General features: G+C 52.9%; 20 protein-coding genes. 3 read left to right on the top strand and 17 right to left on the bottom strand.

Annotated elements, in window-relative coordinates:
* The first annotated feature begins 11 nt into the window (after window positions 1-11).
* Window positions 12-578, top strand: coding sequence for an NADPH-dependent FMN reductase (locus tag K7H21_RS27960; protein WP_004126998.1), 567 nt, complete (start codon window positions 12-14; stop codon window positions 576-578).
* Window positions 579-626: 48 nt separating this feature from the next.
* On the opposite strand, the gene adeP is transcribed toward K7H21_RS27960, so the two are convergent.
* The gene (adeP, locus tag K7H21_RS27955) at window positions 627-1,964 is read right to left on the bottom strand and encodes an adenine permease AdeP (RefSeq protein ID WP_004127003.1); all 1,338 of its coding nucleotides are present in this window, start codon (window positions 1,962-1,964) and stop codon (window positions 627-629) included.
* 167 nt (window positions 1,965-2,131) lie between these two features.
* Between adeP and yieH the strand changes: the two genes are divergently transcribed.
* Window positions 2,132-2,797: a 6-phosphogluconate phosphatase gene (gene yieH / locus K7H21_RS27950; RefSeq protein WP_004127005.1), complete on the top strand. Its 666-nt coding sequence runs from the start codon at window positions 2,132-2,134 to the stop codon at window positions 2,795-2,797.
* A gap of 56 nt (window positions 2,798-2,853) precedes the next feature.
* Here the strand turns inward: yieH and K7H21_RS27945 are convergent, their stop codons facing one another.
* The 10 genes from K7H21_RS27945 to glmU all read right to left on the bottom strand — a co-directional run bounded on the left by K7H21_RS27945 (window position 2,854) and on the right by glmU (window position 15,273).
* Window positions 2,854-3,576, bottom strand: a complete 723-nt coding sequence (locus K7H21_RS27945; RefSeq protein WP_004127007.1) for a glucosamine-6-phosphate deaminase — start codon at window positions 3,574-3,576, stop codon at window positions 2,854-2,856.
* Between the two features lie 54 nt (window positions 3,577-3,630).
* Window positions 3,631-4,797, bottom strand: coding sequence for an esterase (locus K7H21_RS27940; protein ID WP_049113664.1), 1,167 nt, complete (start codon window positions 4,795-4,797; stop codon window positions 3,631-3,633).
* A gap of 41 nt (window positions 4,798-4,838) precedes the next feature.
* On the bottom strand, window positions 4,839-6,485 hold the full coding sequence (locus K7H21_RS27935; protein WP_004127013.1) for a carbohydrate porin: 1,647 nt from the start codon (window positions 6,483-6,485) through the stop codon (window positions 4,839-4,841).
* Window positions 6,486-6,954: 469 nt separating this feature from the next.
* A complete protein-coding gene (gene phoU, locus K7H21_RS27930) occupies window positions 6,955-7,680 on the bottom strand; it encodes a phosphate signaling complex protein PhoU (RefSeq protein ID WP_004107251.1) in 726 nt (241 codons plus the stop codon).
* 49 nt (window positions 7,681-7,729) lie between these two features.
* Window positions 7,730-8,503 carry a phosphate ABC transporter ATP-binding protein PstB gene (pstB, locus tag K7H21_RS27925; protein ID WP_004107254.1) on the bottom strand — a complete coding sequence of 258 codons (774 nt, stop codon included), beginning with the start codon at window positions 8,501-8,503 and terminating at the stop codon, window positions 7,730-7,732.
* Between the two features lie 47 nt (window positions 8,504-8,550).
* Window positions 8,551-9,441 carry a phosphate ABC transporter permease PstA gene (gene pstA / locus K7H21_RS27920; protein WP_004107257.1) on the bottom strand — a complete coding sequence of 297 codons (891 nt, stop codon included), beginning with the start codon at window positions 9,439-9,441 and terminating at the stop codon, window positions 8,551-8,553.
* Window positions 9,441-10,400 (bottom strand): phosphate ABC transporter permease PstC, encoded by a 960-nt coding sequence (gene pstC, locus K7H21_RS27915; protein WP_004107261.1) that lies wholly within the window; start codon window positions 10,398-10,400, stop codon window positions 9,441-9,443. The genes pstA and pstC overlap by 1 nt, the downstream gene beginning before the upstream one ends.
* 135 nt (window positions 10,401-10,535) lie before the next feature.
* A complete protein-coding gene (gene pstS, locus K7H21_RS27910; RefSeq protein ID WP_004127017.1) occupies window positions 10,536-11,576 on the bottom strand; it encodes a phosphate ABC transporter substrate-binding protein PstS in 1,041 nt (346 codons plus the stop codon).
* Window positions 11,577-11,892: 316 nt separating this feature from the next.
* Complete coding sequence (gene glmS / locus K7H21_RS27905; protein WP_004871870.1) at window positions 11,893-13,722, bottom strand: glutamine--fructose-6-phosphate transaminase (isomerizing); 1,830 nt, start codon at window positions 13,720-13,722, stop codon at window positions 11,893-11,895.
* Between the two features lie 180 nt (window positions 13,723-13,902).
* Entirely contained in the window at window positions 13,903-15,273 is a 1,371-nt protein-coding gene (gene glmU, locus K7H21_RS27900) for a bifunctional UDP-N-acetylglucosamine diphosphorylase/glucosamine-1-phosphate N-acetyltransferase GlmU (protein ID WP_223035496.1), read from the bottom strand.
* 345 nt (window positions 15,274-15,618) lie between these two features.
* Between glmU and K7H21_RS27895 the strand changes: the two genes are divergently transcribed.
* Window positions 15,619-17,790, top strand: a complete 2,172-nt coding sequence (locus K7H21_RS27895; RefSeq protein ID WP_049113668.1) for a right-handed parallel beta-helix repeat-containing protein — start codon at window positions 15,619-15,621, stop codon at window positions 17,788-17,790.
* A gap of 412 nt (window positions 17,791-18,202) precedes the next feature.
* Here K7H21_RS27895 and K7H21_RS27890 read toward each other — a convergent pair whose 3' ends face one another.
* The 6 genes from K7H21_RS27890 to atpF are packed head-to-tail and all read right to left on the bottom strand — an operon-like array spanning window position 18,203 to window position 23,538.
* Entirely contained in the window at window positions 18,203-18,622 is a 420-nt protein-coding gene (locus K7H21_RS27890; RefSeq protein ID WP_004107274.1) for a F0F1 ATP synthase subunit epsilon, read from the bottom strand.
* A gap of 20 nt (window positions 18,623-18,642) precedes the next feature.
* On the bottom strand, window positions 18,643-20,025 hold the full coding sequence (gene atpD, locus K7H21_RS27885) for a F0F1 ATP synthase subunit beta (RefSeq protein ID WP_004127025.1): 1,383 nt from the start codon (window positions 20,023-20,025) through the stop codon (window positions 18,643-18,645).
* A gap of 26 nt (window positions 20,026-20,051) precedes the next feature.
* Complete coding sequence (atpG, locus tag K7H21_RS27880) at window positions 20,052-20,915, bottom strand: F0F1 ATP synthase subunit gamma (RefSeq protein ID WP_004127027.1); 864 nt, start codon at window positions 20,913-20,915, stop codon at window positions 20,052-20,054.
* Window positions 20,916-20,965: 50 nt separating this feature from the next.
* A complete protein-coding gene (gene atpA, locus K7H21_RS27875) occupies window positions 20,966-22,507 on the bottom strand; it encodes a F0F1 ATP synthase subunit alpha (protein WP_004127029.1) in 1,542 nt (513 codons plus the stop codon).
* A 12-nt stretch (window positions 22,508-22,519) separates the two neighbouring features.
* Window positions 22,520-23,053: a F0F1 ATP synthase subunit delta gene (gene atpH, locus K7H21_RS27870; RefSeq protein WP_004127031.1), complete on the bottom strand. Its 534-nt coding sequence runs from the start codon at window positions 23,051-23,053 to the stop codon at window positions 22,520-22,522.
* 14 nt (window positions 23,054-23,067) lie between these two features.
* Window positions 23,068-23,538, bottom strand: coding sequence for a F0F1 ATP synthase subunit B (gene atpF / locus K7H21_RS27865; RefSeq protein ID WP_004107293.1), 471 nt, complete (start codon window positions 23,536-23,538; stop codon window positions 23,068-23,070).
* Between the last annotated feature and the right edge of the window lie 18 nt (window positions 23,539-23,556).

Raw genomic sequence — 23,556 nt, 5'->3', positions numbered from 1 at the left:
AAGGAGCAATTATGTCTGATACGTTGAAAATTGTTACGTTACTCGGAAGTCTGCGCAAAGGCTCTTTTAATGCCATGGTCGCGCGTACCCTCCCCGGCATCGCGCCCGCAGGTATGGCGGTTTCCGCATTACCGTCCATTGGCGATATTCCACTCTATGATGCCGATGTCCAGCAGGAAGAGGGATTCCCACAAAGCGTTCAGGATATCGCGCAGCAAATTCGCGAGGCCGACGGTGTGGTCATCGTGACGCCAGAATATAACTATTCGGTTCCCGGCGGCCTGAAAAACGCCATCGACTGGCTATCTCGTCTGCCGGAACAGCCGCTGGCCGGTAAGCCGGTACTGATTCAAACCAGTTCGATGGGGGCTATTGGCGGTGCGCGCTGTCAGTATCACCTGCGTCAGATTCTGGTATTCCTCGATGCAATGGTGATGAATAAGCCCGAATTTATGGGCGGCGTGATTCAGAACAAAGTGGATCCGCAGGAGGGGAAAGTCGTCGATCAGAGTACGCTCGATCATCTGAGCGGACAGCTGAGCGCTTTTGCCGAGTATATTCAGCGGGTTAAGGCCTGACAGACGCCGTCACGCTCGCCAGAACGGGCGAGTGTGACGGCGCAGGTATTAATGCGCGTCGATAAACACAATCTTCAGTACAAACAGCAGCGAAACCACAATCACGCACGGACTGAGGTCACGCAGGCGGCCGGTACCAATCTTCATAACGCAGTAAGAGATAAAGCCTAAGGCAATACCTTCCGTAATGGAGAAGCTGAACGGCATCATCACGGCGGTAATAAACGCAGGCACTGATTCGGTTAAATCATCCCACTTCACCCGCGCAAGACTGGAGGTCATCAGGACGCCAACGTAAATCAGCGCACCGGCTGCGGCATAGGCCGGGACCATACCCGCCAGCGGCGACAGGAAAATCACCAGCAGGAACAAGAGCCCAACGACCACGGCGGTTAAGCCGGTACGGCCGCCCACGGAAACGCCCGAGGACGATTCAATATAGGCGGTTACGGAAGAGGTGCCGATAAAGGAGCCCGCAACGGACGATACGCTATCGACAAACAGCGCCTGCTTCATACGCGGGAACTTGCCCTGCGCATCGGCCAGACCGGCCTTATCGGTCACGCCGATCAGCGTGCCGGAGGAGTCGAACAGGTTAACCAGCATAAACGAGAAGATCACGCCCGCCAGGCCGAGATTCAGCGAGCCCGCCAGGTCAACATGACCAATCACCGTAGTCACGCTCGGCGGCATGGAAACGATGCCTGTGTAGTGAACGTCACCCAGCATCCAGCCCAGCAGCGTGGTAACCACGATAGAAACCAACACCGCCGCGTGGATGTTACGGGAAGCCAGAATTGCAATAATAAAGAAGCCAAGAATACCCAGCAGCACGCTGTGGGACGTCAGGTTGCCGATACTCACCAGGGTTTCCGGGTTGGCGACGATAACGCCCGCATTTTTCAGGCCCATCATACCGATAAACAGGCCGATACCGCTGGTGATGCCAATACGCAGGCTAACCGGGATATTGGCAATCATCCAGTAGCGCACGCGGAAAATCGTCAGCAGCAGCAGGCCAACGGCGCCCCAGAAAATCGCGCCCATCCCGACCTGCCAGGGCAAGCCCATCGCCTGTACCACGACAAAAGCAAAGAAGGCGTTCAGGCCCATTGCCGGCGCCAGCGCCACCGGGAGGTTAGCGAACAGCCCCATCATAATGCTGCCGAATGCGGCAATCAGACAGGTTGTGACAAAAACGGCGCTGGTATCCATACCCGCCACGCCGAGAATCTGTGGGTTAACAAAAACGATGTACACCATTGTCAGAAAAGTGGTGAAACCTGCAATCGCTTCGGTGCGTGCCGTGGTGCCGTGTTCACGTAATTTGAACACGCGCTCCAGCAGACCCTGGCCAGATGACTGGCTGGTTTGTTGTTGACTCATTATCGGTTTCCGAACAAAGGAGGGAAAATTCGTCGCTATCCTATACCAAAATGCGACAATAAGGGCGGTTGTGAGATACTTTTTTTCATCGATTTTGCTTATACGGCAACGATTGCGTCTCACCAATCAGCATGACGAAAACGTTAACTTATTAAAATGGAAACGACATGACCCAACCAGAAGCAGTATTTTTCGACTGTGACGGCACGCTGGTCGACAGCGAGGTGATCTGCTCCCGCGCCTACGTTCACATGTTCAGGGAATTCGGCATTACGCTGGATTTAGAAGAGATTTTTAAGCGCTTCAAAGGCGTAAAGCTGTACGAGATTATCGATACTATTAACGCGGAGTACAGCGTTAATCTGGATAAGGCGACCCTTGAGCCGGTTTACCGCGATGAAGTCGCACGCCTGTTTGATACTGAACTGGAAGTCATTTCTGGCGCCCAGGCGCTGCTGGACGCGGTCAACGTGCCGATGTGCGTGGTCTCCAACGGCCCGGTCAGCAAAATGCAGCACTCTCTCGGTAAAACAGGCATGCTGCGCCATTTCCCCGAGCGTCTGTATAGCGGCTACGATATCCAGCGCTGGAAGCCCGATCCGGCGCTAATGCTGCATGCCGCAAAAGCGATGAACGTTAACGTCGAGAACTGCATACTGGTTGACGACTCCAGCGCAGGCGCGCAGTCGGGGATCGCGGCAGGCATGGAGGTGTTCTACTTCTGCGCCGATCCGCACAACAAGCCCATCGACCATCCGAAAGTGACGACGTTTACCCGTCTGGAAGCGCTGCCGGAACTGTGGAAAGCGCGCGGCTGGCATATTACTCGATAAAAGCCGCAGCGTAGCGCAACCCGGGAGCGTCCCGCCTGCGCTACGCTGAAAGTGGATTACGGTTGACTCAATTCCGCAGCCGCCGCTTTATCAGCCACTATCACCAGGGATGGATGCAGTTTCAGCACTGATGCCGGAACCCGCTCGCTGACTTCGCCTTCAATCACCTGTTTTAGCGCCTGCGCTTTTGCCGCTCCGCTGACGATCAGCAGCAAATTTTTCGCCGCCATGACGCTTTTCGGCCCCATCGTGACGTAGCTATCCGGCACCGCGGAGAAGTCGCCGCCCATTTCGCCGTGCGCGACGAGATCCACCAAACCCCCGATGATAGGAACTTCCACCGTCGCATCGTGGAACCGCGTGGTATTCGGCAAGTTACCGCAAAAATGGCCGTCAGCGCCGAGGCCCATCACCATCAGATCGAGGCCCCCTTCTTCGTGTAACCGCTGGTCGTGATGGATAAAGTTTGCATGGCTGAGCTTGTGAATGTTCTCTTCAGGGATCTGAGCGGGAGTGAAAAACAGGTTGCGCAGATTGGAAATGGTCACGCCTTCGCGATCCTGTCCGCGGAACGGGATCTCGTCAAAATTGTAATAATGGACTTGAGAATAGAACGATTTGCCTTTAATCGCTGCCGTCAGATGTTCATACATTTTCTTCGGCGTACTGCCTGCCGTTACCGCCAGATTCATCCTCCGCGGCGCAGTGATGTAGCCTAAGACATGATGGCTGGCGACCAGGCTCATCTCGGCATAATCTTCCGTCACGATTAACTTCATGTTATTTCCCTGAATATAATGAAGATAAGGAGCCAGCGAACTGACTCCTTCATGTTATTTGAACAACTTCTGTACGAATTCGGCATAGGCGGGACGCCAGACGTCCATTTCATGATTCAGGCCCGGGAACTCGTGGTAGTCAAACTTGATGTTCTGCTTCTCCAGCTCCGCTTTCAGTCCGGCGATATCTTTTCCGGTGACCGCGTCTTTCTCGCCTACGACGACGGTGAAGTTACGCAGCTGCTTATTGATCGCCTGCGGGTTGTTTAGCTGCGCCTCGACGCCGGCATCCGGTACCGTGGTGGTCGTTACGCCGCTGAACGTCGCCAGCCAGCCGAAACTCTCCAGATGGTTCATTCCGGAGACCAGCGCCTGATAACCGCCCTGCGACAGCCCAGCAAGCGCCCGACCATCCGCGTCTTTACGCACATTAAAGCGGGCATCAATCAGCGGAATAATATCGTTCATCAGCTCTTTATCCGCCGCTTTCGCATTCAGCGGATAGAAGGTTTTACGCCGTTCCTGCGGCGGGAAGTTTTCCGCAACCGCTTCAGGGATATCGGTTTCGGTATCCGGCACCACCACCAGCATTGGCTTGATTTTACCTTCCGCCAATAGGTTATCCATGATTTGCGGGATACGTCCCTGATCGATGGCCGACAGGCCGCTGTCGCCAAAACCGTGATAGAAATAGAGCACCGGCAGCGGCTCGCCGGTACCGGTATAGCCCGGCGGCGTCCACACGTAGACACGGCGTTCAGAATTCAGCGCCTTTGAGTGGTAGGTCAAGGTGCGTAGTTCACCATGAGCCACCGCGCGATCGTCAAGAATGCTGCCGGGGACCAGAATCAGGCTGGTATTCACCTGTCGCTGGGGCTTCTGATAGCGGCTACCGGTATCGACTGAACGGAATCCGTCGACATCAAAATAGTATTCGTAGAGGTTGGGTGCCAGAGCTTCGCTTTTCCATGTCCAGATCCCCTGTTCATCTTTGGCCATATCGTGGGAGACGAAGGTGTCCGGCGTTGCCCCCGTCACCACGGATACTCGTTTTGCGTCCGGGGCAAACAGGCGGAAGGTAATACTCTTATCGCCGTTAACCTGCGTAATATACTGGCTGACCGGGATCGCCGCGCTCGGCGTGGCCGGAAACGGCGCAGCATGAGCGGTAAACGCTGCGCCCGCCAGGGCCAGAGCGAAGTAAATAGCATGTCGTTTCATCGTTATTCCTCTTTAGAGTTTTGTCCTGGCCATTGCCAGCCTTACCACCAGATTTCAGCCTGGGCGCCAACGGCAAACTGATCGTTCTTGCCATCTTCAAAAATGCTGCTGGTGTTGCTGTTAGCGGCCTTATCCAGGTCGATATCCTTCGCTTTAATATAAGTCGCATAGAAACGAATTTCCGGGCGTGAGGTCAGCATACTGGTATTCACTTTAAAGGTATGGAACAAGGTGGTTTTGTAGCCGGATTCGTTATATTTCTTGCCGGTGATATCTTTGTTCTGCTGTTTGAAATAGCCCAGTTCGACGCCGGTTTGGTTATATTTATCCCAGATCCAAGCGGGACGAACGACGGCGCGAATAGATTCGAAATCGGAGTGTGCGCCGGTCTCGTAGCTGTAGACATCATTACCAAAGGAGTAAACGATGGCGTTAGCCATAATGATGTCATCACTCAGATAGGTTTCCCCCTGGGAGGTCAAACGAACGGCTGTGCCGTTAGTATGATCGCCATAGTATCTGCCGTTGAATGTGGTATACGGACTGGATCCCGCGTAGCGCGAGAAGCTGCTGGCGATGGAATTATTCGCCAGCAGGAATGAAAATTCGTTAAACCCGCCGTTATCGAATTTCTGCGTTAACGACGTTCCCGCCATCCAGGTATCTTTCCATTCATAATACCCATTATTACCTTCATTATATTTCTCGGATGAACTCTGATTTGCCGCGACATACCGGCCGCTGACCATCAATGACGCTTTATCCCAAAGCGGGATCTCTTTATAACGAACATCAATAGTATTGGTGTTAATTTGCTGGCTTTTGGTCAACGTACGGTTGTAGTCATCAACGTCCTCGCGCACCAGCGCAATATCAAACTTACCCGCGCCCACCTTCCAGTTTTCAAGACCAACGCCAGCTGCAGCATCGGTTCTTTGCGTTTTCCAGTCCAGCATCTGGATTTCAATTTTCGGCGCGCCGTGCTTGCCGACCCAGAAATCCGCCTCCGGCGCAAACGGCAGGAAACCTTTGGTATTGACGTACATATCAGAGAACTGCATATAGTTCTCGCCGCCAGCATTATCCCCGAACCAGCCGCTGGAATATTGCTGCCCGACGTTACCGTCTAACATCACGATCGCATCAACACGCCTATTGCCTTCCTGATAGACCCGCTGCTTAAGCTGTAAATCAAACCAGCCAGAGTATTCGTTACCAAAGCGGCCAAGCGAACCAATCGCCCACGATTTTGGCGATCCATGAGAGGCGGTTCCCCAACCGGAACGGTAATAGCCGTTATAGCTGAAGCCAATTTCATCCTTCACAAACTTGCTGAAATCCTTCATCGTCATGGAGCTATAGATAGACTCGCCATTAGCCGCAGGTTGTTCATTTTTCACCAGCACTGCCGCCGGTTTTTGGGCGGCGCGGGCCGGCGCTGGCGGGCTAACAACTTGCTGGGCCGAGCTAGTTTTATTTTCGCCCGGCTGCGTATTGGCGACCCATATTTGATTTCTGGCTTTCTCTTCATCTTTATATTTTTTGAGTTCGGACTGCGTATCCTTAAGCGCCTTTTCCAGAAGTTCAAGGCGCTGCTCAACCGTCAACGATGCCGCCATAGCATGGGTAGAATAAGCGAGCGGCGCCATAATAATAATGGCAGATGTAATCAGATTTCTTCTAAACATAAATTCCCTTTATATAAAATGAGTGCAGCTGAACATCGTGAAAAATAACGACCAGCGCGAGGCATGGTTACCCTCAGACATCCTTGCAGCGTATAAAAAAACCTGAAGAAAACTCTCTGCATAAAACAGAGGCGATTTTCTTCAGGTTTTGCCCGCACGGCGGTAACAACCCCATTCATCTACTGCGAGTGGATTATTTGGCAAAAAAAAACCTGACATCACCAGATTAAAGGTGATGTCAGGTTTTGCCTGCTTACGCAGTAACAATCCGCCGTTTCCATTCGAGCCTTGTAACGACAAGTCACTCGATTGATAAACCGTATTGTTACGCTATAAAAATAAAACCACAATTGGTGAAATTGTTATTTGTGACGACAATCGCACCGTTATTGTTAATGAAAAAAAACCGAAATATATATCATAACTAATTCTGATATGTCCTTTTATCAGAATTAGTCTCTGTGATTTATTACTCTTTGGGGTCTTTCCCCGCCAGCAGTTTATCCAGCTCGTCACCGCCAACATGACGAAAATCCTGACCTTTGACGAAGTAGAAAATATATTCGCAGATATTCTGGCAACGGTCGCCGATACGCTCAATCGAGCGGGCGCAGAACAGCGCGGTCAATACGCTTGGAATAGTGCGCGAATCTTCCATCATATAGGTCATCAGTTGACGCACGATGCCTTCATATTCCTGGTCAACTTTCTTATCTTCGCGATAGATACGCACGGCTTCATCAAGGTCCATACGCGCAAAGGCATCCAGCACATCGTGCAGCATCTGCACGGTATGGCGCCCCAGCGATTCCAGGCTGACCAGCAGCGGCTGATGCTGCTGGGAGAATTTTTCCAGCGCGGTGCGGCAAATTTTATCCGCTACGTCGCCAATACGTTCCAGCTCGGCGATGGTTTTGATAATCGCCATCACCAGGCGCAGGTCGCTGGCGGTTGGCTGGCGCTTGGCGATGATGCGTACGCAGGCTTCATCGATCGCCACTTCCATCATATTGACCTGCTTATCGCCGTCGATAACGCGCTTCGCCAGCTCGCTGTCCTGGTTATGCATAGCGGTGATCGCATCAGAAAGCTGCTGTTCCACCAGCCCACCCATGGTCATGACCTGGGTGCGGATGTACTCCAGTTCAGCGTTGAACTGGCCGGAAATATGTTTGTTAAGGTTTAGGTTATCCATAGTATCTCCTGATTGCCCAATAGGTTAGAGCCTGAAAGCAGAAGGGCAATCAACCGTAGCGGCCAGTAATATAATCTTCAGTTTGCTTCTTAGCGGGCTTGGTAAACAGATCGTCCGTGTTGCTGAATTCAATCAGCTCGCCAAGATACATAAATGCCGTATGGTCGGAACAACGCGCGGCCTGCTGCATGTTGTGGGTCACGATAACGACGGTGTAATCCTGTTTCAGTTCGGTAATCAGCTCTTCAATACGCCCGGTAGAGATCGGGTCCAGCGCCGAGCAGGGCTCATCCAGCAGTAAGACTTCCGGACGAATAGCGATACCGCGCGCGATGCACAGACGCTGCTGCTGACCACCGGAGAGAGAATATCCGCTCTGATGCAGTTTATCTTTGGTTTCATTCCACAATGCGGCTTTGGTCAAAGCCCATTGCACTCGCTCGTCCATATCCGCGCGGGAGAGTTTCTCAAACAGGCGTACGCCAAAGGCGATGTTGTCATAAATCGACATCGGGAACGGCGTCGGCTTCTGGAACACCATCCCCACTTTGGCGCGCAGCAGGGCGATATCCTGGGTGTTGGTGAGAATATTATCGCCATCCAGCAGAATTTCACCTTCCGCACGCTGCTCCGGGTACAGCTCAAACATTTTGTTGAACGTACGCAGCAGCGTGGATTTACCGCAGCCTGACGGACCGATAAATGCCGTAACCTGGTTTTTGGTGATATCCAGGTTGATGTTTTTCAGGGCATGGAATTTTCCGTAGTAGAAGTTCAGATTACGTACTGAAAGTTTACCCGGGGTCGTATTCACCATACTCATCTCGTTCTCTTCCTCATTCGGCGCCGCGTTTCGCCGCGCCGCAAAAATTAACCGTGTTTATTCTTCGCGAAAATAACGCGCGCCAGAATGTTCAGCAGCAATACGCACAGGGTGATAATCAAGACCCCGGCCCATGCCAGTTGCTGCCACTCCGCAAACGGACTCATGGCAAATTTGAAAATCGTCACCGGCAAGTTAGCGATCGGTTGCATCATATCGGTGCTCCAGAACTGATTGGAGAGCGCGGTAAACAGCAGCGGCGCCGTTTCCCCGGCGATACGGGCGATAGCCAGCAGGATACCGGTCATAATGCCCGATACCGATGCCTTCAGGGTGATCGCAGAAATCATTCGCCACTTTGGCGTACCGAGCGCATAGGCCGCCTCGCGCAGGCTGTCCGGAACCAGCTTCAGCATGTTTTCAGTGGTACGAATAACGATAGGTACCTGCAGCAGCGCCAGCGCAATCACGCCCGCCCAGCCGGAAAAGTGCTGCATTTGCGCAACGACGATGGTGTACACAAACAGACCGACGACAATCGACGGCGCGGAAAGCAGGATGTCGTTAATAAAACGAATGACTTCAGCCAACCAGGATTTACGGCCATATTCCGCCAGATAAATCCCCGCCAGAATGCCCAGTGGGGTACCGATAACCGTCGACCACAGAATCAACAATCCGCTACCTGCCAGGGCGTTCGCCAGACCGCCGCCCGCCGTATTTGGCGGCGGGGTCATTTCGGTAAACAGCGCCAGGCTCATGCCGTCGATGCCGCGGGTAACGGTGGACATCAGGATCCAGATTAACCAGAACAGACCAAACGCCATGGTCGCCATCGATAGCGTCAGCGCGAGGCGGTTTTTCATGCGGCGTTTCGCCTGCATTTTTCGGCGAGACTCCGCCAGCTCCGCGGTGGTTTGTAGTTCAATCGTCGCCATTAGCGTGCCCCCTCGTTCTTAGCCAGGCGCATGATCATAAACTTTGATGCGGCCAGAACAATAAAGGTGATAACGAACAGAATCAGACCCAGCTCCATCAAGGCTGCAACGTGCAGTCCGGTTTCCGCTTCGGCAAACTCGTTGGCCAGCGCGGAGGTGATGCTGTTACCTGGCATATACAGCGAAGCGCTATCAAGCTGGTAGGTGTTGCCGATAATAAAGGTCACCGCCATGGTTTCCCCAAGCGCGCGCCCCAGTCCGAGCATCACTCCGCCAATCACGCCGTTTTTGGTAAAAGGCAGAACGATACGCCAGATAACTTCCCACGTTGTACATCCGATACCGTATGCCGACTCTTTCATCATCACCGGTGTCTGTTCAAAGACGTCACGCATAACGGCCGCGATATAAGGAATGATCATGATGGCCAGAATCACGCCCGCCGCCAGGATACCGATACCAAATGCCGGGCCCGCAAAGAGCGCGCCAACGAACGGAATGGTCGACAATACATTGCCAACCGGTTCCTGAAAGTAAGTCGCAAACAGCGGGGCGAAAATAAACAGGCCCCACATGCCGTAAACGATACTGGGGATTGCGGCCAGCAGTTCAATAGCGATACCCAGCGGGCGCTTGAGCCAGGCGGGTGAAAGTTCGGTCAGGAACAGCGCAATACCGAAGCTCACCGGTACGGCGATCAGCAGCGCGATAAATGAGGTGACCAGCGTTCCGTAAATAGGCACCAGGGCACCGAAAATCTGGTTCGGCGCATCCCACTCTTTGGTCCACAGGAAGGCAAAGCCGAATTTCTCAATGCTTGGCCAGGACGAGATGATAAGGGAGACGATGATGCCGCCAAGCATCAATAGCACAATCAGCGCCGCCAGTTTTACCAGCACGCTGAAAATTATGTCACCCTTTTTCCCCGGAGGGTTAAATGCCGGCTTGGTTGCAGCCATACGTTACTCTTCAGTTTCGGGCCAGAAAAAATCGTAGTTTACTGATCTTTCTGGCAAAGGTAATGCCATACCCTAAATAATTCGAGCTACAGGCAAGCGCTGCCAACGCGCCTGTAACTCGAAGTATGACGGGTATTAGTACAGCGCTTTACCGCTGCTATCCTTGACGTTGGTCTTCCATGCCGCGCGAACCTGCTCAACCACGCTTTCCGGCAGGGTTGCATAATCCAGCGCGTTAGCCTCTTTACCGCCGTTTTTATACGCCCAGTCGAAGAACTTCAGCACTTCAGCGGTCTGCTCTGGCTTATTGGAAGCCTTGTGAACCAGAATGAAGGTAGTCGAGGTAATCGGCCATGCATTGTCGCCTTTCTGGTTAGTCAGATCCTGTGCAAAGGATTTGCTCCAGTCGATTTCTTTTGCCGCGTTAGCAAAGTTATCTTCAGTCGGGCTCACCGGCTTGCCATCGGCAGACAGCAGTTTGGTGTAAGCGAGGTTGTTCTGTTTTGCGTAGGCATATTCTACGTAGCCGATAGAGCCCGGCAGACGCTGAACAAACGCGGCGATGCCGTCGTTGCCCTTACCGCCCAGACCGGTCGGCCAGTTAACGGTTGAACCCGCGCCGATTTTAGATTTCCACTCTTCGTTCACCTTCGCCAGATAGCTGGTGAAAACGAAGGAAGTACCGGAACCATCGGCACGACGAACCACTGCGATATTCTGAGAAGGCAGCTTCATGCCCGGGTTGAGCTTAGCAATCGCTGCGTCATCCCATTTTTTGATCTTGCCAAGGTAGATGTCACCCAGCGTTTTACCGTCAAGCACCAGCTCACCGGATTTCACGCCAGGCAGGTTAATCGCCAGCACCACGCCGCCGATAACGGTCGGGAACTGGAACAAACCTTCCTGAGCCAGTTTATCGTCAGCCAGAGGGGCATCAGAAGCGCCAAAGTCTACGGTGTTGGCCGTAATTTGTTTTACGCCGCCAGAGGAGCCGATACCCTGGTAATTGACTTTATTACCCGTTTCTTTGTTATAGGTATCTGCCCACTTGGCATACACCGGCGCGGGAAAAGTTGCGCCTGCGCCAGTCAGGCTTGCTGCTGCAAAAACAGAGAAAGCGCTCATCGATAAGGTCGCGGCGACAACTGTTGCGACGGTGGTACGCATAACGTTCATAATGTCTCCTGCTGGATTCGTAAACCATTGTTTCGAAGCTATGGTGAGCAAAATAGGACAAACAGGTGACAGTAAAATGTACGAATTATTACAGTTTTATGACAGTCGAAAAGGCGGGATTTTACGCTAAATAAAAACAATACAAATCATATTGTTAATAAAGATAATGAAGAAAATATTGCCGAAAAATTTTATTTTTATGACGGCAAAAAAGCGTCTCAAAAATGACAGACTGTCATAAAGCGGGTGGGATCTCTCCGTTCGCCGCAAATAAAAAGGGCTGCCGGATGGCAGCCCTGTCAGGATGTAAAAACCGTTATTCCACGGTAACTGATTTCGCCAGGTTACGCGGCTGGTCAACGTCAGTCCCTTTGATCAGCGCGACGTGATACGCCAACAGCTGCAGCGGTACAGTGTAGAAGATTGGCGCGATAACCTCTTCAACGTGCGGCATCTCGATGATGTGCATATTGTCGCTGCTGGTGAAACCCGCATCGCCGTCAGCAAAGACGTACAGCTGGCCGCCGCGAGCGCGAACTTCTTCAATGTTGGATTTCAGTTTTTCCAGCAGTTCGTTGTTCGGCGCCACCACCACCACCGGCATCTCAGCATCAATCAGCGCCAGCGGGCCATGCTTCAGCTCACCGGCAGCATAGGCTTCTGCGTGAATATAGGAGATCTCTTTCAGCTTCAGCGCCCCTTCGAGGGCGATGGGATACTGATCGCCGCGTCCAAGGAACAGCGCATGGTGTTTGTCAGAGAAATTCTCAGCCAGCGCTTCAATACGCTTATCCTGCGAAAGCACCTGCTCAATGCGGCTCGGTAACGCCTGCAGGCCATGCACGATCTCGTGTTCGATAGCGGCGTCCTGGCCTTTAAGGCGCGCCAGTTTCGCCACCAGCATCAGCAAAACGGTCAGCTGCGTAGTGAAGGCTTTGGTCGAGGCGACGCCGATTTCCGTCCCGGCGTTGGTCATCATCGCCAGATCGGATTCACGCACCAGAGAAGAACCGGGCACATTACAAATCGCCAGCGAGCCCAGATAGCCCAGCTCTTTCGACAGGCGCAGACCGGCCAGCGTATCTGCCGTTTCGCCTGACTGAGAGAGGGTGATCATCAGACTGTTTCGACGCACGGCCGATTTGCGGTAGCGGAACTCGGAGGCGATTTCGACATCGCACGGTACCCCTGCCAGCGACTCAAACCAGTAGCGGGAAACCATACCTGAGTTGTAGGAGGTGCCGCAGGCGATGATCTGAATATGCTCGACCTGCGACAGCAGCTCGTTAGCCTGAGGGCCCAGTTCGCTTAAATCAACCTCACCATGGCTAATGCGCCCGGAAAGGGTATTTTTGATGGCGTTCGGCTGCTCGTAGATCTCTTTTTGCATGTAGTGGCGATAGATACCTTTATCGCCTGCATCGTACTGCAGATTGGATTCGATGTCCGGGCGCTGCACTTCGGCGCCGGATTTATCAAAGATAGTCACCGAACGGCGGGTAACCTCAGCAATATCGCCCTCTTCGAGGAAGATAAAGCGGCGGGTAACCGGCAGTAGCGCGAGCTGATCGGAGGCAATGAAGTTTTCCCCCATCCCCAGGCCAATGACCAGCGGGCTGCCTGAACGAGCGGCCAGTAGCGTACCCGGATCGCGGGTATCCATGATCACGGTGCCGTAAGCGCCACGCAGCTGCGGGATGGTTCGCAGAACGGCTTCACGCAGGGTGCCGCCTTGTTCCAGCTCCCAGTGAACCAGATGCGCAATCACTTCTGTGTCAGTCTCGGAGACAAAAACGTAGCCTCGCGACTGCAACAGCTCGCGCAGCGGCTCATGGTTTTCGATAATTCCGTTATGCACCACCACAATATGGTCAGAAACATGCGGATGCGCGTTGCCTTCAGACGGTTCGCCGTGCGTCGCCCAGCGGGTATGGGCAATTCCAGTCCCACCGTGCAACGGATGTTCTTCCAGCGCCTGGGCCAGCATCTGGACTTTCCCAAGGCGACGAACGCGGTTCATATGACCTTCGTTATCGACGACTGCCAGACCGGCGGAGTCATAACCGCGGTATTCCAGACGACGTAAACCTTCGAGAAGGATTTCAGCAATATCACGCTGCGCGACTGCGCCAACAATTCCACACATAGTTTTTAATTCCGATTTTGGCTGTATGCCATACGTTGTCGGTCAACCTGTTTACCCGTTTTTCCGGGCGCCCCGAGCCTTGTAGAGAGTGGGGTTATTTTTATGGTACTGCCGTGGGGGGAGGATTATATTATCCCCTCACCCCGCTCTTTCCCCCAAAAGGGCGAAAGAGAAATAGCCTTACTTCTTCTTCACCGGGCGCTGCCATCCCTGTTTATGAACCTGCGGCACGCGGCTTAACACTAATTCATTATCGGCAACATCACGCGTTACCGTTGTTCCTGCGGCAATGGTGACGCCTTTGCCGACGGTCACCGGCGCGACCAGCTGGCTGTCAGAGCCAACAAACACGTCATCGCCGATCACCGTTTTATGTTTATTTGCACCATCATAGTTACAAGTGATGGTGCCCGCGCCGATATTAACGTTATCGCCAATCTCAGCGTCGCCGAGGTAAGAAAGATGCCCGGCTTTTGTGCCTTTACCCAGGCGCGCCTTTTTAATTTCGACAAAGTTGCCGACGTGCGCGCCTTCGAGAAGCTCAGCGCCTGGGCGCAGCCGCGCGAACGGCCCAATGGTACAGGCGGCTTCCAGATGAGCATCCTCCACCACGGTATAGGGGCTGATCTCGCAATCATCGCCAATGGTACTGTTCTTGATCACGCAGCCAGCGCCGATCTTGACCCGATCCCCCAACACCACGTCACCTTCGAGGATAACGTTAGTATCAATTTCGACATCGCGCCCGTATTTCAGCAAGCCGCGTAGATCAAAACGCGCCGGATCGCGCAGCATAACGCCCGCGAGCAGCAGTTTTTCAGCCTGTTCCGACTGCCAGACGCGTTCAAGACGGGAGAGCTGCAGGCGGTTATTCACGCCTTCCACTTCGCTTAACCGTTGCGGATGTACAGCGGCAATTTCACGGCCTTCTTGATAGGCCATGGCGATAATGTCGGTGATGTAGTATTCGCCCTGAACGTTGTTGTTGGTGAGCTTAGCCAACCAGCGTTTAAGATCCGCCCCGTTGGCGACCAGAATCCCGGTGTTAATTTCCTGAATCCGGCGCTGCTCTTCACTGGCGTCTTTATGCTCAACAATTCCCGTCACCGCGCCGTTATCGCGCGTAATGCGGCCATAGCCGGTCGGATCGTCCAGCTTCACCGTCAACAGGCCGATACCACCCTGCGGTTTTGCGTCCCGCAAGCGCTGTAATGTTTCGACCGAAATAAGCGGCACGTCGCCGTACAGCATCAGGATATCTTCATCGTCGCTGAAGAACGGTGCCGCCTGCTGCATGGCGTGGCCGGTACCAAGCTGTTCGGCCTGTAGGACCCAGTTAAGATTGTCTTCGCGCAGCGTCTGGCGAAGCAGGTCGCCGCCGTGCCCGTACACCAGATGTACGGCGGATGCCCCTAATTCTTTAGCTGCATCAATAACATGCTGCACCATCGGCTTTCCGGCCAGCGAATGCAACACCTTAGGAAGATCGGAATACATGCGGGTACCTTTGCCTGCGGCAAGAATAACCACGCTCATCGGACTGTTTGACATACGCATCCTGACTGCTGTTAGAACGAAAAGTAAAAGCCTTTCACGTTGAAATATCTACATATTTTTCATCATGAAACGAGACGAATATAAAACGCACAAGCGTAACGCTATAGACCATTTTAGGTGGGTATTTTTAGCCAGCGCAAACCCGTTTAGCGCAAAAAAAGCATTTTAGGGGGGAGGGATACCGGCTATCCCTCTGCTTTTGCTGTTTTTTTGATGGATAAATAAAGAAAACCCATAAAATAAAACGCAGTTTTAATATTCATTAATTGTGACGCAATAAATAGAAACACCATTTCATTTTCCTGATAATGCCGCTTAATAATTACCCAGGAGAAAAAAATGAAAAACAAAATACCTTTGGCATTAACCCTTTGCAGTACGATGATCGCGCTACCGCTGCAGGCCAACGGAGGCCATCAGTGGCGGGCAATCGCCTTTGGGCAATCCACCGACAGCAATTTTTCCTCGAATGTTCTGCCTGAAAAGATTGGCGTCAATGATGTCACTATCGCCGGTAAAAAACTGACGCCGCAGGATTCCGCCGATCTCAGCCAGCCCATTACCATCGAGAGCCGGGGAGGTAAAATTGCCAACGCCCACGACGGACTGACCTTCTTTTATACCCAACTCCCAACCAGTCAGAATTTTATCCTGCAGGCTACGGTGACCGTCAATCAGTTTGGCCCGGAAAATGGCGCGCGTCCTGCGGCGCAGGAAGGCGCTGGACTGCTGGTCCGCGACGTCATTGGCAACCCACGCCAAGAGCCCCTCAAGGTCGGCTACGAAGAGTTCCCGGCGGCGTCCAATATGGTGATGAACGCCATTATGACCCAGGATAAAAAAGATCACTCGCATATTAAGCTGCAGGCTATCAGCCGGGAAGGGATAACCCAGCCGTGGGGAAATGCGGGCGCAGTAATCAAGCGTCAAAGTTACAAAGAGAAAATCGATATTCAGCAAACCCCGACGTTTCAGCTTAAGCTGGAACGCACTAACGACGGATTTATTACCTCATGGGCGGCAACGGGCAGTAATGAGTGGGTAAGCCAGCGTGTTCCTCACGCCGATCTGGTTACCCAGCAGGATAAAGAACATTACTACGTCGGTTTCTTCGCCTCACGTAATGCCAAAATAACCGTCAGCAATGCTTCCCTGACGACTTCCGCGGCAAATACGGTTCCCTCCGCCCCGTATGTTGCCAAAAGCTGGCCGCCGGTCATGCAAATTGCCTCGGGAACAAAAAGCCAGGACAAAACGTACATACTACAGGCGCGTACCAATAGCGACGGGCGCATCACCGTTCGCCAGGATGAAGTGGTGATCGGGCAGGAGAAAGCCGTGAAAGCCGGTGAAATGTTTACCCAACCTGCCGTTCTGAAAGATAAAAGCACATTCGAAGTTATTTTTACGCCGGCCACCAGCGCAAACTCGCTGACTCAGACGCTGACGGTGGAACAGAGTGCCAATATCACAGGCAATACGCTCTATGTTTCACCTGAGGGGCAACCGCAGGCCAAAGGCACGGCAGAGTCGCCGCTGGATTTAGCCACCGCCGTCGAACTCGTTCCCCCTGGCGGGCAAATTATATTAGCCGCCGGTAATTATCCGCAAACTACCATTCCGGTTAGCGCCAGCGGCCTGAAAGACAAAATTAAAACCCTGAAAGCTGGTGGAAAAGCCGTGATTCACGGGCTACTGCTGGATGCCGGCTACTGGCATATCAATGGAATAGAGATTACGGACAAGAGTCTGCGCATACAGGGTAGCCATAACCTGATTGAGAACGTCACCGCGTATCGAAACGATGATACCGGCATTCAAATTTCCTCTCCGGCGGATGTCGGACGCCCGCTGTGGGCCAGCTATAACCGGGTGGTGAATTCTGAATCCTTTAATAACGAAGATCCGGGTAAAATTAACGCCGATGGTTTTGCGGTGAAAATGCGCGTAGGGGAGGGTAACCGGCTGGAGGGCTGTTACTCACACGATAACATCGACGACGGCTTCGACCTGTTCAATAAGATTGAGGACGGCGCTAACGGCGTTGTGGTGATCGAGAACTCAATTGCCCGCAATAATATCAGCAACGGCTTTAAGCTCGGTGGGGAAGGGCAGCCGGTCGCCCACGAGGTCCGTAACAGCATCGCCATCGGCAATCATCTGGACGGTTTTACCGACAACTTCAACCCGGGCAAGCTGGTAGTGATCAATAACGTTGCGGTGGATAACCAGCGCTTTAACTATCTATTCCGCCCAAGCCCATATGGCGCACCGGAAACGCAGGGTACCTTTAGCGATAACCTTTCCCTGCGCAGCCAGCCGGGGAAATATGACGATGCCGTTGTCGGGAACATTGATGATAGTAACTACTTTATCCACGGTGGCAGAAGCATCAACGCCCAGGGAAAGAGTATTCACAGCGCCGACTATCAGACTCTGACACTGCCGGATCCGCTGATGCGTGAGGCCGACGGCAGCTTTAACACCGGTAACTTCCTTAGTCGCAACTAGGGACACGCTAAAAACATAAAGGTCGCCCTCGGGCGACCTTTTTACTTTCTTTCCTGCTTCACACCGCATGTGTTGTCGTTTTAGTTAGCGGTACAGCGCATAAGCAGTCTGGAGAGCGGACGTCTTAGTGATTGAACGTACCGAAGGTTACGTTCATAGCACTGAAGAAAGCGACGATTTTATTAAGCAGTTTCATGATCTCTTCCTGGATAGCGATTACGTTTTTGATGAATTCTTTTTTGTGATTTACATCACAAAAACAAGTCTACGCTTCATCTTTTAAACGATCAATAAAAATGAGACATTCATCACAAAATTTTTAAACCCTCTTTTTAGTTTTGTTTTTTCTGAAACGAAACCATAAAAAAAGCCAGCCTGGAAACCAGACTGGCTTTTAACGTTCAAGCCGGTGTTACATCGCTTTTTTGGTCAACTCGATAACGCGCAGTTTAGCGATCGCTTTGGCCAGTTCCGCGGACGCCTGAGCGTAATCCACGTCACCATGAGAGCTCTTAATGTGCTCTTCAGCCTTACGTTTCGCTTCCAGGGCTCGCGCTTCGTCGAGATCCTGGCCACGAATTGCCGTATCAGCCAGAACGGTCGTGCTACCCGGCTGCACTTCAAGAATGCCGCCTGACAGGTAAATAAATTCTTCGTGACCGTGCTGCTTAACGATGCGAATCATACCAGGCTTAATGGCGGTGAGCAGCGGCGCGTGCCCCGGGTAAATACCCAGTTCACCTTCACTACCCGTTACCTGGATTTTCTCGACCAGACCAGAGAACATTTGTTTCTCTGCGCTGACGACGTCCAGGTGGTAAGTCATTGCCATATCACCCTCCGATTAAGGCGTTAAAGTTTTTTGGCTTTTTCCACGGCTTCGTCGATAGAACCGACCATGTAGAACGCCTGCTCCGGCAGGTGATCGTATTCGCCTTCCATGATGCCTTTAAAGCCACGGATGGTGTCTTTCAGGGAGACGTATTTGCCCGGAGAACCGGTAAATACTTCTGCCACGAAGAACGGCTGGGACAAGAAGCGCTGAATCTTACGCGCGCGAGCTACCACCAGTTTATCTTCTTCAGACAGTTCATCCATACCCAGGATGGCGATGATGTCTTTCAGTTCCTGATAACGCTGCAGGATGGACTGAACGCCACGAGCGGTGTCGTAGTGCTCCTGACCAACAACCAGCGGATCCAGCTGACGGCTGGTGGAATCCAGCGGATCAACTGCCGGGTAGATACCCAGAGAGGCGATCTGACGGCTCAGTACCACGGTTGCGTCAAGGTGCGCAAAGGTGGTGGCTGGAGACGGGTCAGTCAAGTCATCCGCAGGTACGTATACCGCCTGTACGGAAGTGATTGAACCGGTTTTGGTAGAGGTGATACGTTCCTGCAGAACGCCCATCTCTTCCGCCAGGGTCGGCTGGTAACCTACCGCTGAAGGCATACGGCCCAGCAGTGCGGATACTTCAGTACCGGCCAGGGTGTAACGGTAGATGTTATCGACGAACAGCAGAACGTCACGACCTTCGTCACGGAACTTCTCAGCCATGGTCAGGCCGGTCAGCGCAACGCGCAGACGGTTTCCCGGCGGCTCGTTCATCTGGCCATACACCAGGGATACTTTATCGATAACGTTGGAGTCGGTCATTTCGTGGTAGAAGTCGTTACCCTCACGAGTACGTTCACCTACGCCCGCAAACACGGAGTAACCGGAGTGCTCGATCGCGATGTTACGGATCAGCTCCATCATGTTTACGGTTTTACCTACGCCCGCACCACCGAACAGACCAACTTTACCGCCCTTCGCAAACGGACACATCAGGTCGATAACTTTAATGCCGGTTTCCAGCAGTTCCTGAGAGTTTGACAACTCTTCGTAGGAAGGCGCTGCGCGGTGGATAGCCCAACGCTCTTCTTCGCCGATGTCGCCTTTCATGTCTACCGGTTGGCCCAGTACGTTCATGATACGACCCAGCGTTGCTTTACCTACCGGGACTTCGATCGGATGCTCGAGGTCTTTTACTTCCAGACCGCGACGCAGACCGTCGGAAGAACCCATGGCGATGGTACGAACAATACCGCCGCCGAGCTGCTGCTGAACTTCCAGCACCAGCTTCTCACTACCATTTTGCACCTCAAGAGCCTCGTACACGCGCGGTACGGCATCCTGAGGGAATTCGACGTCGACCACGGCGCCGATTACCTGGACAATTTTTCCAGTAGCCATCTTGAATCCTCTACGAATTAACCTGGTTATACCGCGGATGCTCCACCGACGATCTCGGTGAGTTCCTGAGTAATGCTGGCCTGACGAGCTTTGTTGTATACCAACTGCAGCTCTTTAATCAGGCTGCCGCCATTGTCGGTCGCGGCTTTCATCGCCACCATACGTGCGGCCTGCTCGCTGGCCAGGTTTTCTACCACACCCTGATAAACCTGAGATTCCACATAACGGCGCAGCAGGGTATCCAGCAGCGCTTTCGGATCGGGTTCATACAGGTAATCCCAGGATTTACGCTTCAACTCACCATCTTCTGAAGCCGGTAACGGCAACAGCTGAGTGATGGTTGGAACCTGAGACATGGTGTTAATAAATTTGTTGCTGACAATATACAGCTTGTCCAGACGGCCTTCATCGTAGGCCTGCAACATCACTTTTACCGGACCGATCAGTTCGGACAGGGATGGGTTATCACCCATACCCGTCACCTGGGCGACAACGTTGCCGCTAACGGAATTAAAGAACGACACGCCCTTAGAGCCGATCATTGCGAGTTCGCACTGAATGCCTTTATCGGACCATGCTTTCATTTCCGCCAGCAGCTTTTTGAACAGGTTAATGTTCAAGCCACCGCACAGACCACGGTCGGTAGACACCACCAGGTAGCCCACGCGTTTAACGTCGCGTTCTTCCAGGTAAGGGTGCTTATATTCCAGATTACCGTTCGCAAGGTGACCGATCACTTTGCGCATGGTATCTGCATAAGGACGGCTGGCCGCCATGCGCTCCTGCGATTTACGCATTTTGGAAGCGGCGACCATTTCCATCGCTTTAGTGATCTTTTGCGTGTTCTGGACGCTTGCGATCTTACTACGTATCTCTTTTGCGCCGGCCATGAGCTTCTCCTCAATGCCTTGCGGCCTGCCCTAAAGCAAGCCGCCAGACTTTACCAGGATTGGGTTGCTTTGAAGGAATCGAGGATGCCTTTCAGCTTGCCTTCGATTTCGTCGTTATAGCCACCGGACTGGTTGATCTCTTGCATCAACGGAGCGTGATCACGGTCGACGTAAGCCAGCAGAGCGGCTTCAAAGCTACCGATTTTCGACAGCTCGACATCCGCCAGATAACCACGTTCTGCCGCGAACAGAACCAGAGACTGCTGCGCAACGGACATCGGCGCATACTGTTTCTGTTTCAGCAGTTCGGTCACTTTCTGACCGTGGTCCAGCTGCTTACGGGTTGCATCATCAAGGTCAGAGGCAAACTGGGAGAACGCCGCCAGTTCACGATACTGCGCCAGAGCGGTACGAATACCACCGGACAGTTTCTTCATGATCTTGGTCTGAGCTGCACCACCAACACGGGATACGGAGATACCCGGGTTAACCGCAGGACGAATACCGGAGTTGAACAGGTTGGTTTCCAGGAAGATCTGACCATCGGTAATGGAAATTACGTTGGTCGGAACGAACGCAGAAACGTCACCCGCCTGGGTTTCGATAATCGGCAGCGCGGTCAGTGAACCGGTTTTACCTTTCACTTCACCTTTGGTGAAAGCTTCAACGTATTCGACGTTAACACGTGCAGCACGCTCCAGCAGACGAGAGTGGAGGTAGAATACGTCGCCCGGGAATGCTTCACGTCCAGGCGGACGGCGGAGCAGCAGGGAGATCTGACGATAAGCAACGGCCTGTTTAGACAGGTCATCATAAATGATCAACGCATCTTCACCGCGGTCGCGGAAGTATTCGCCCATTGCGCAACCAGCGTATGGCGCCAGGTATTGCAGTGCGGCAGATTCAGATGCGGTTGCAACCACAACGATGGTGTTAGCCAGCGCGCCGTGTTCTTCCAGTTTACGTACCACGTTAGAAATGGTGGACGCTTTCTGGCCGATGGCTACGTAGACACACTTGATGCCGGAATCACGCTGGTTGATGATGGCGTCGATAGCCAGCGCGGTTTTACCGGTCTGACGGTCGCCGATAATCAGTTCACGCTGTCCACGACCGATTGGGATCATGGCATCAACGGATTTATAACCGGTCTGCACCGGCTGATCGACGGACTGACGTTCGATTACACCCGGCGCGATAGCTTCAACAGCGGAGAAGCCGTCGTGCTCCAGCGGACCTTTACCATCAATCGGTGCACCCAGGGTGTTAACCACACGTCCCAGCAGGCCGCGGCCAACCGGAACTTCAAGGATACGGCCAGTACATTTAACCTTCATACCTTCGGCGAGGTCAGCGTACGGACCCATCACAACTGCCCCTACGGAGTCGCGCTCCAGGTTCAGTGCGATAGCGTAACGGTTACCCGGCAGAGCGATCATCTCACCCTGCATACAATCGGCCAGGCCGTGAATGCGGATAACACCGTCACTTACAGAAACGATAGTACCTTCGTTATGAGCCTCGCTCACAACATTGAACTGAGCAATGCGCTGCTTGATCAGTTCGCTGATTTCGGTGGAATTCAGTTGCATGCTCCAGTCCCCTTAAGACTGCAAGACGTCTGCAAGGCGTTCAAGACGGCCGCGTACGCTACCATCAATGACCATATCACCCGAACGGATGATTACGCCTGCCATTACAGACTTATCGATTTTGCAATTCAGCTTAACTTTGCGTGACAGACGTTTTTCCATCGCGGCGGTAATTTTCGCAAGCTGTTCGTCACTCATTTGAGCGGCAGAAATAACTTCTACCTCTGCGGTTGCCTCACTGGCAGCGCGCAGGTGAATGAACTGCTCGAGAACATCAGGGAGCGCATTCAGACGACCATTCTCAGCCATTACCCGAATCAGGTTTTGACCATTCTCGTCCAGTTGCTCACCACAAACCGCGATAAACACATCAGAGAGCGTTTCCGGCGCCAGTGCGCCAGAGAGTAGCTCTGCCATTTCTTCGTTTTTAGTCACTTCAGCAACAAACGCCAGCATATCCTGCCAGCGTTCAACGCTGTTGTGTTCGACGGCAAAGTCAAAAGCTGCTTTGGCGTAGGGGCGAGCTACCGTTACAAATTCAGACATCAGCCCCTCCCTCCTTACAGTTCAGCGACAAGTTTATCCACGATGTCGCTGTTAGCAGCTTCATCCACGGAACGTTCGATGATCTTCTCGGCGCCAGCAACAGCCAGGATAGCAACCTGCTTACGCAGCTCCTCACGAGCACGTTTACGTTCGGCATCGATTTCAGCCTGCGCCTGTGCGACGATTTTGGTGCGTTCCTGTTCTGCTTCCGCTTTTGCTTCATCCAGGATCTGAGAGCGACGCTTGTTCGCCTGCTCGATGATTACCTGGGCTTCCGCTTTCGCTTTTTTCAGCTGGTCGGTCGCGTTGGCCTGTGCAAGGTCCAAATCTTTCTTAGCGCGTTCTGCAGAAGCTAAACCGTCAGAAATTTCTTTCTGGCGCTTTTCGATGGCAGCCATTAACGGCGGCCATACATACTTCATGCAGAACCATACGAAGATAACAAACGCGATGGCCTGGCCGAGGATTGTTGCGTTCATGTTCACAGCACAATACCTCTTAAA

Origin of the sequence: Klebsiella sp. CTHL.F3a, from assembly GCF_019890895.1 — a bacterium.
Taxonomy (GTDB): Bacteria; Pseudomonadota; Gammaproteobacteria; order Enterobacterales; family Enterobacteriaceae; genus Klebsiella; species Klebsiella grimontii.
Note: the sequence above shows the minus strand (reverse complement) of the source record. Positions and strands in the feature narration are given on the sequence as shown.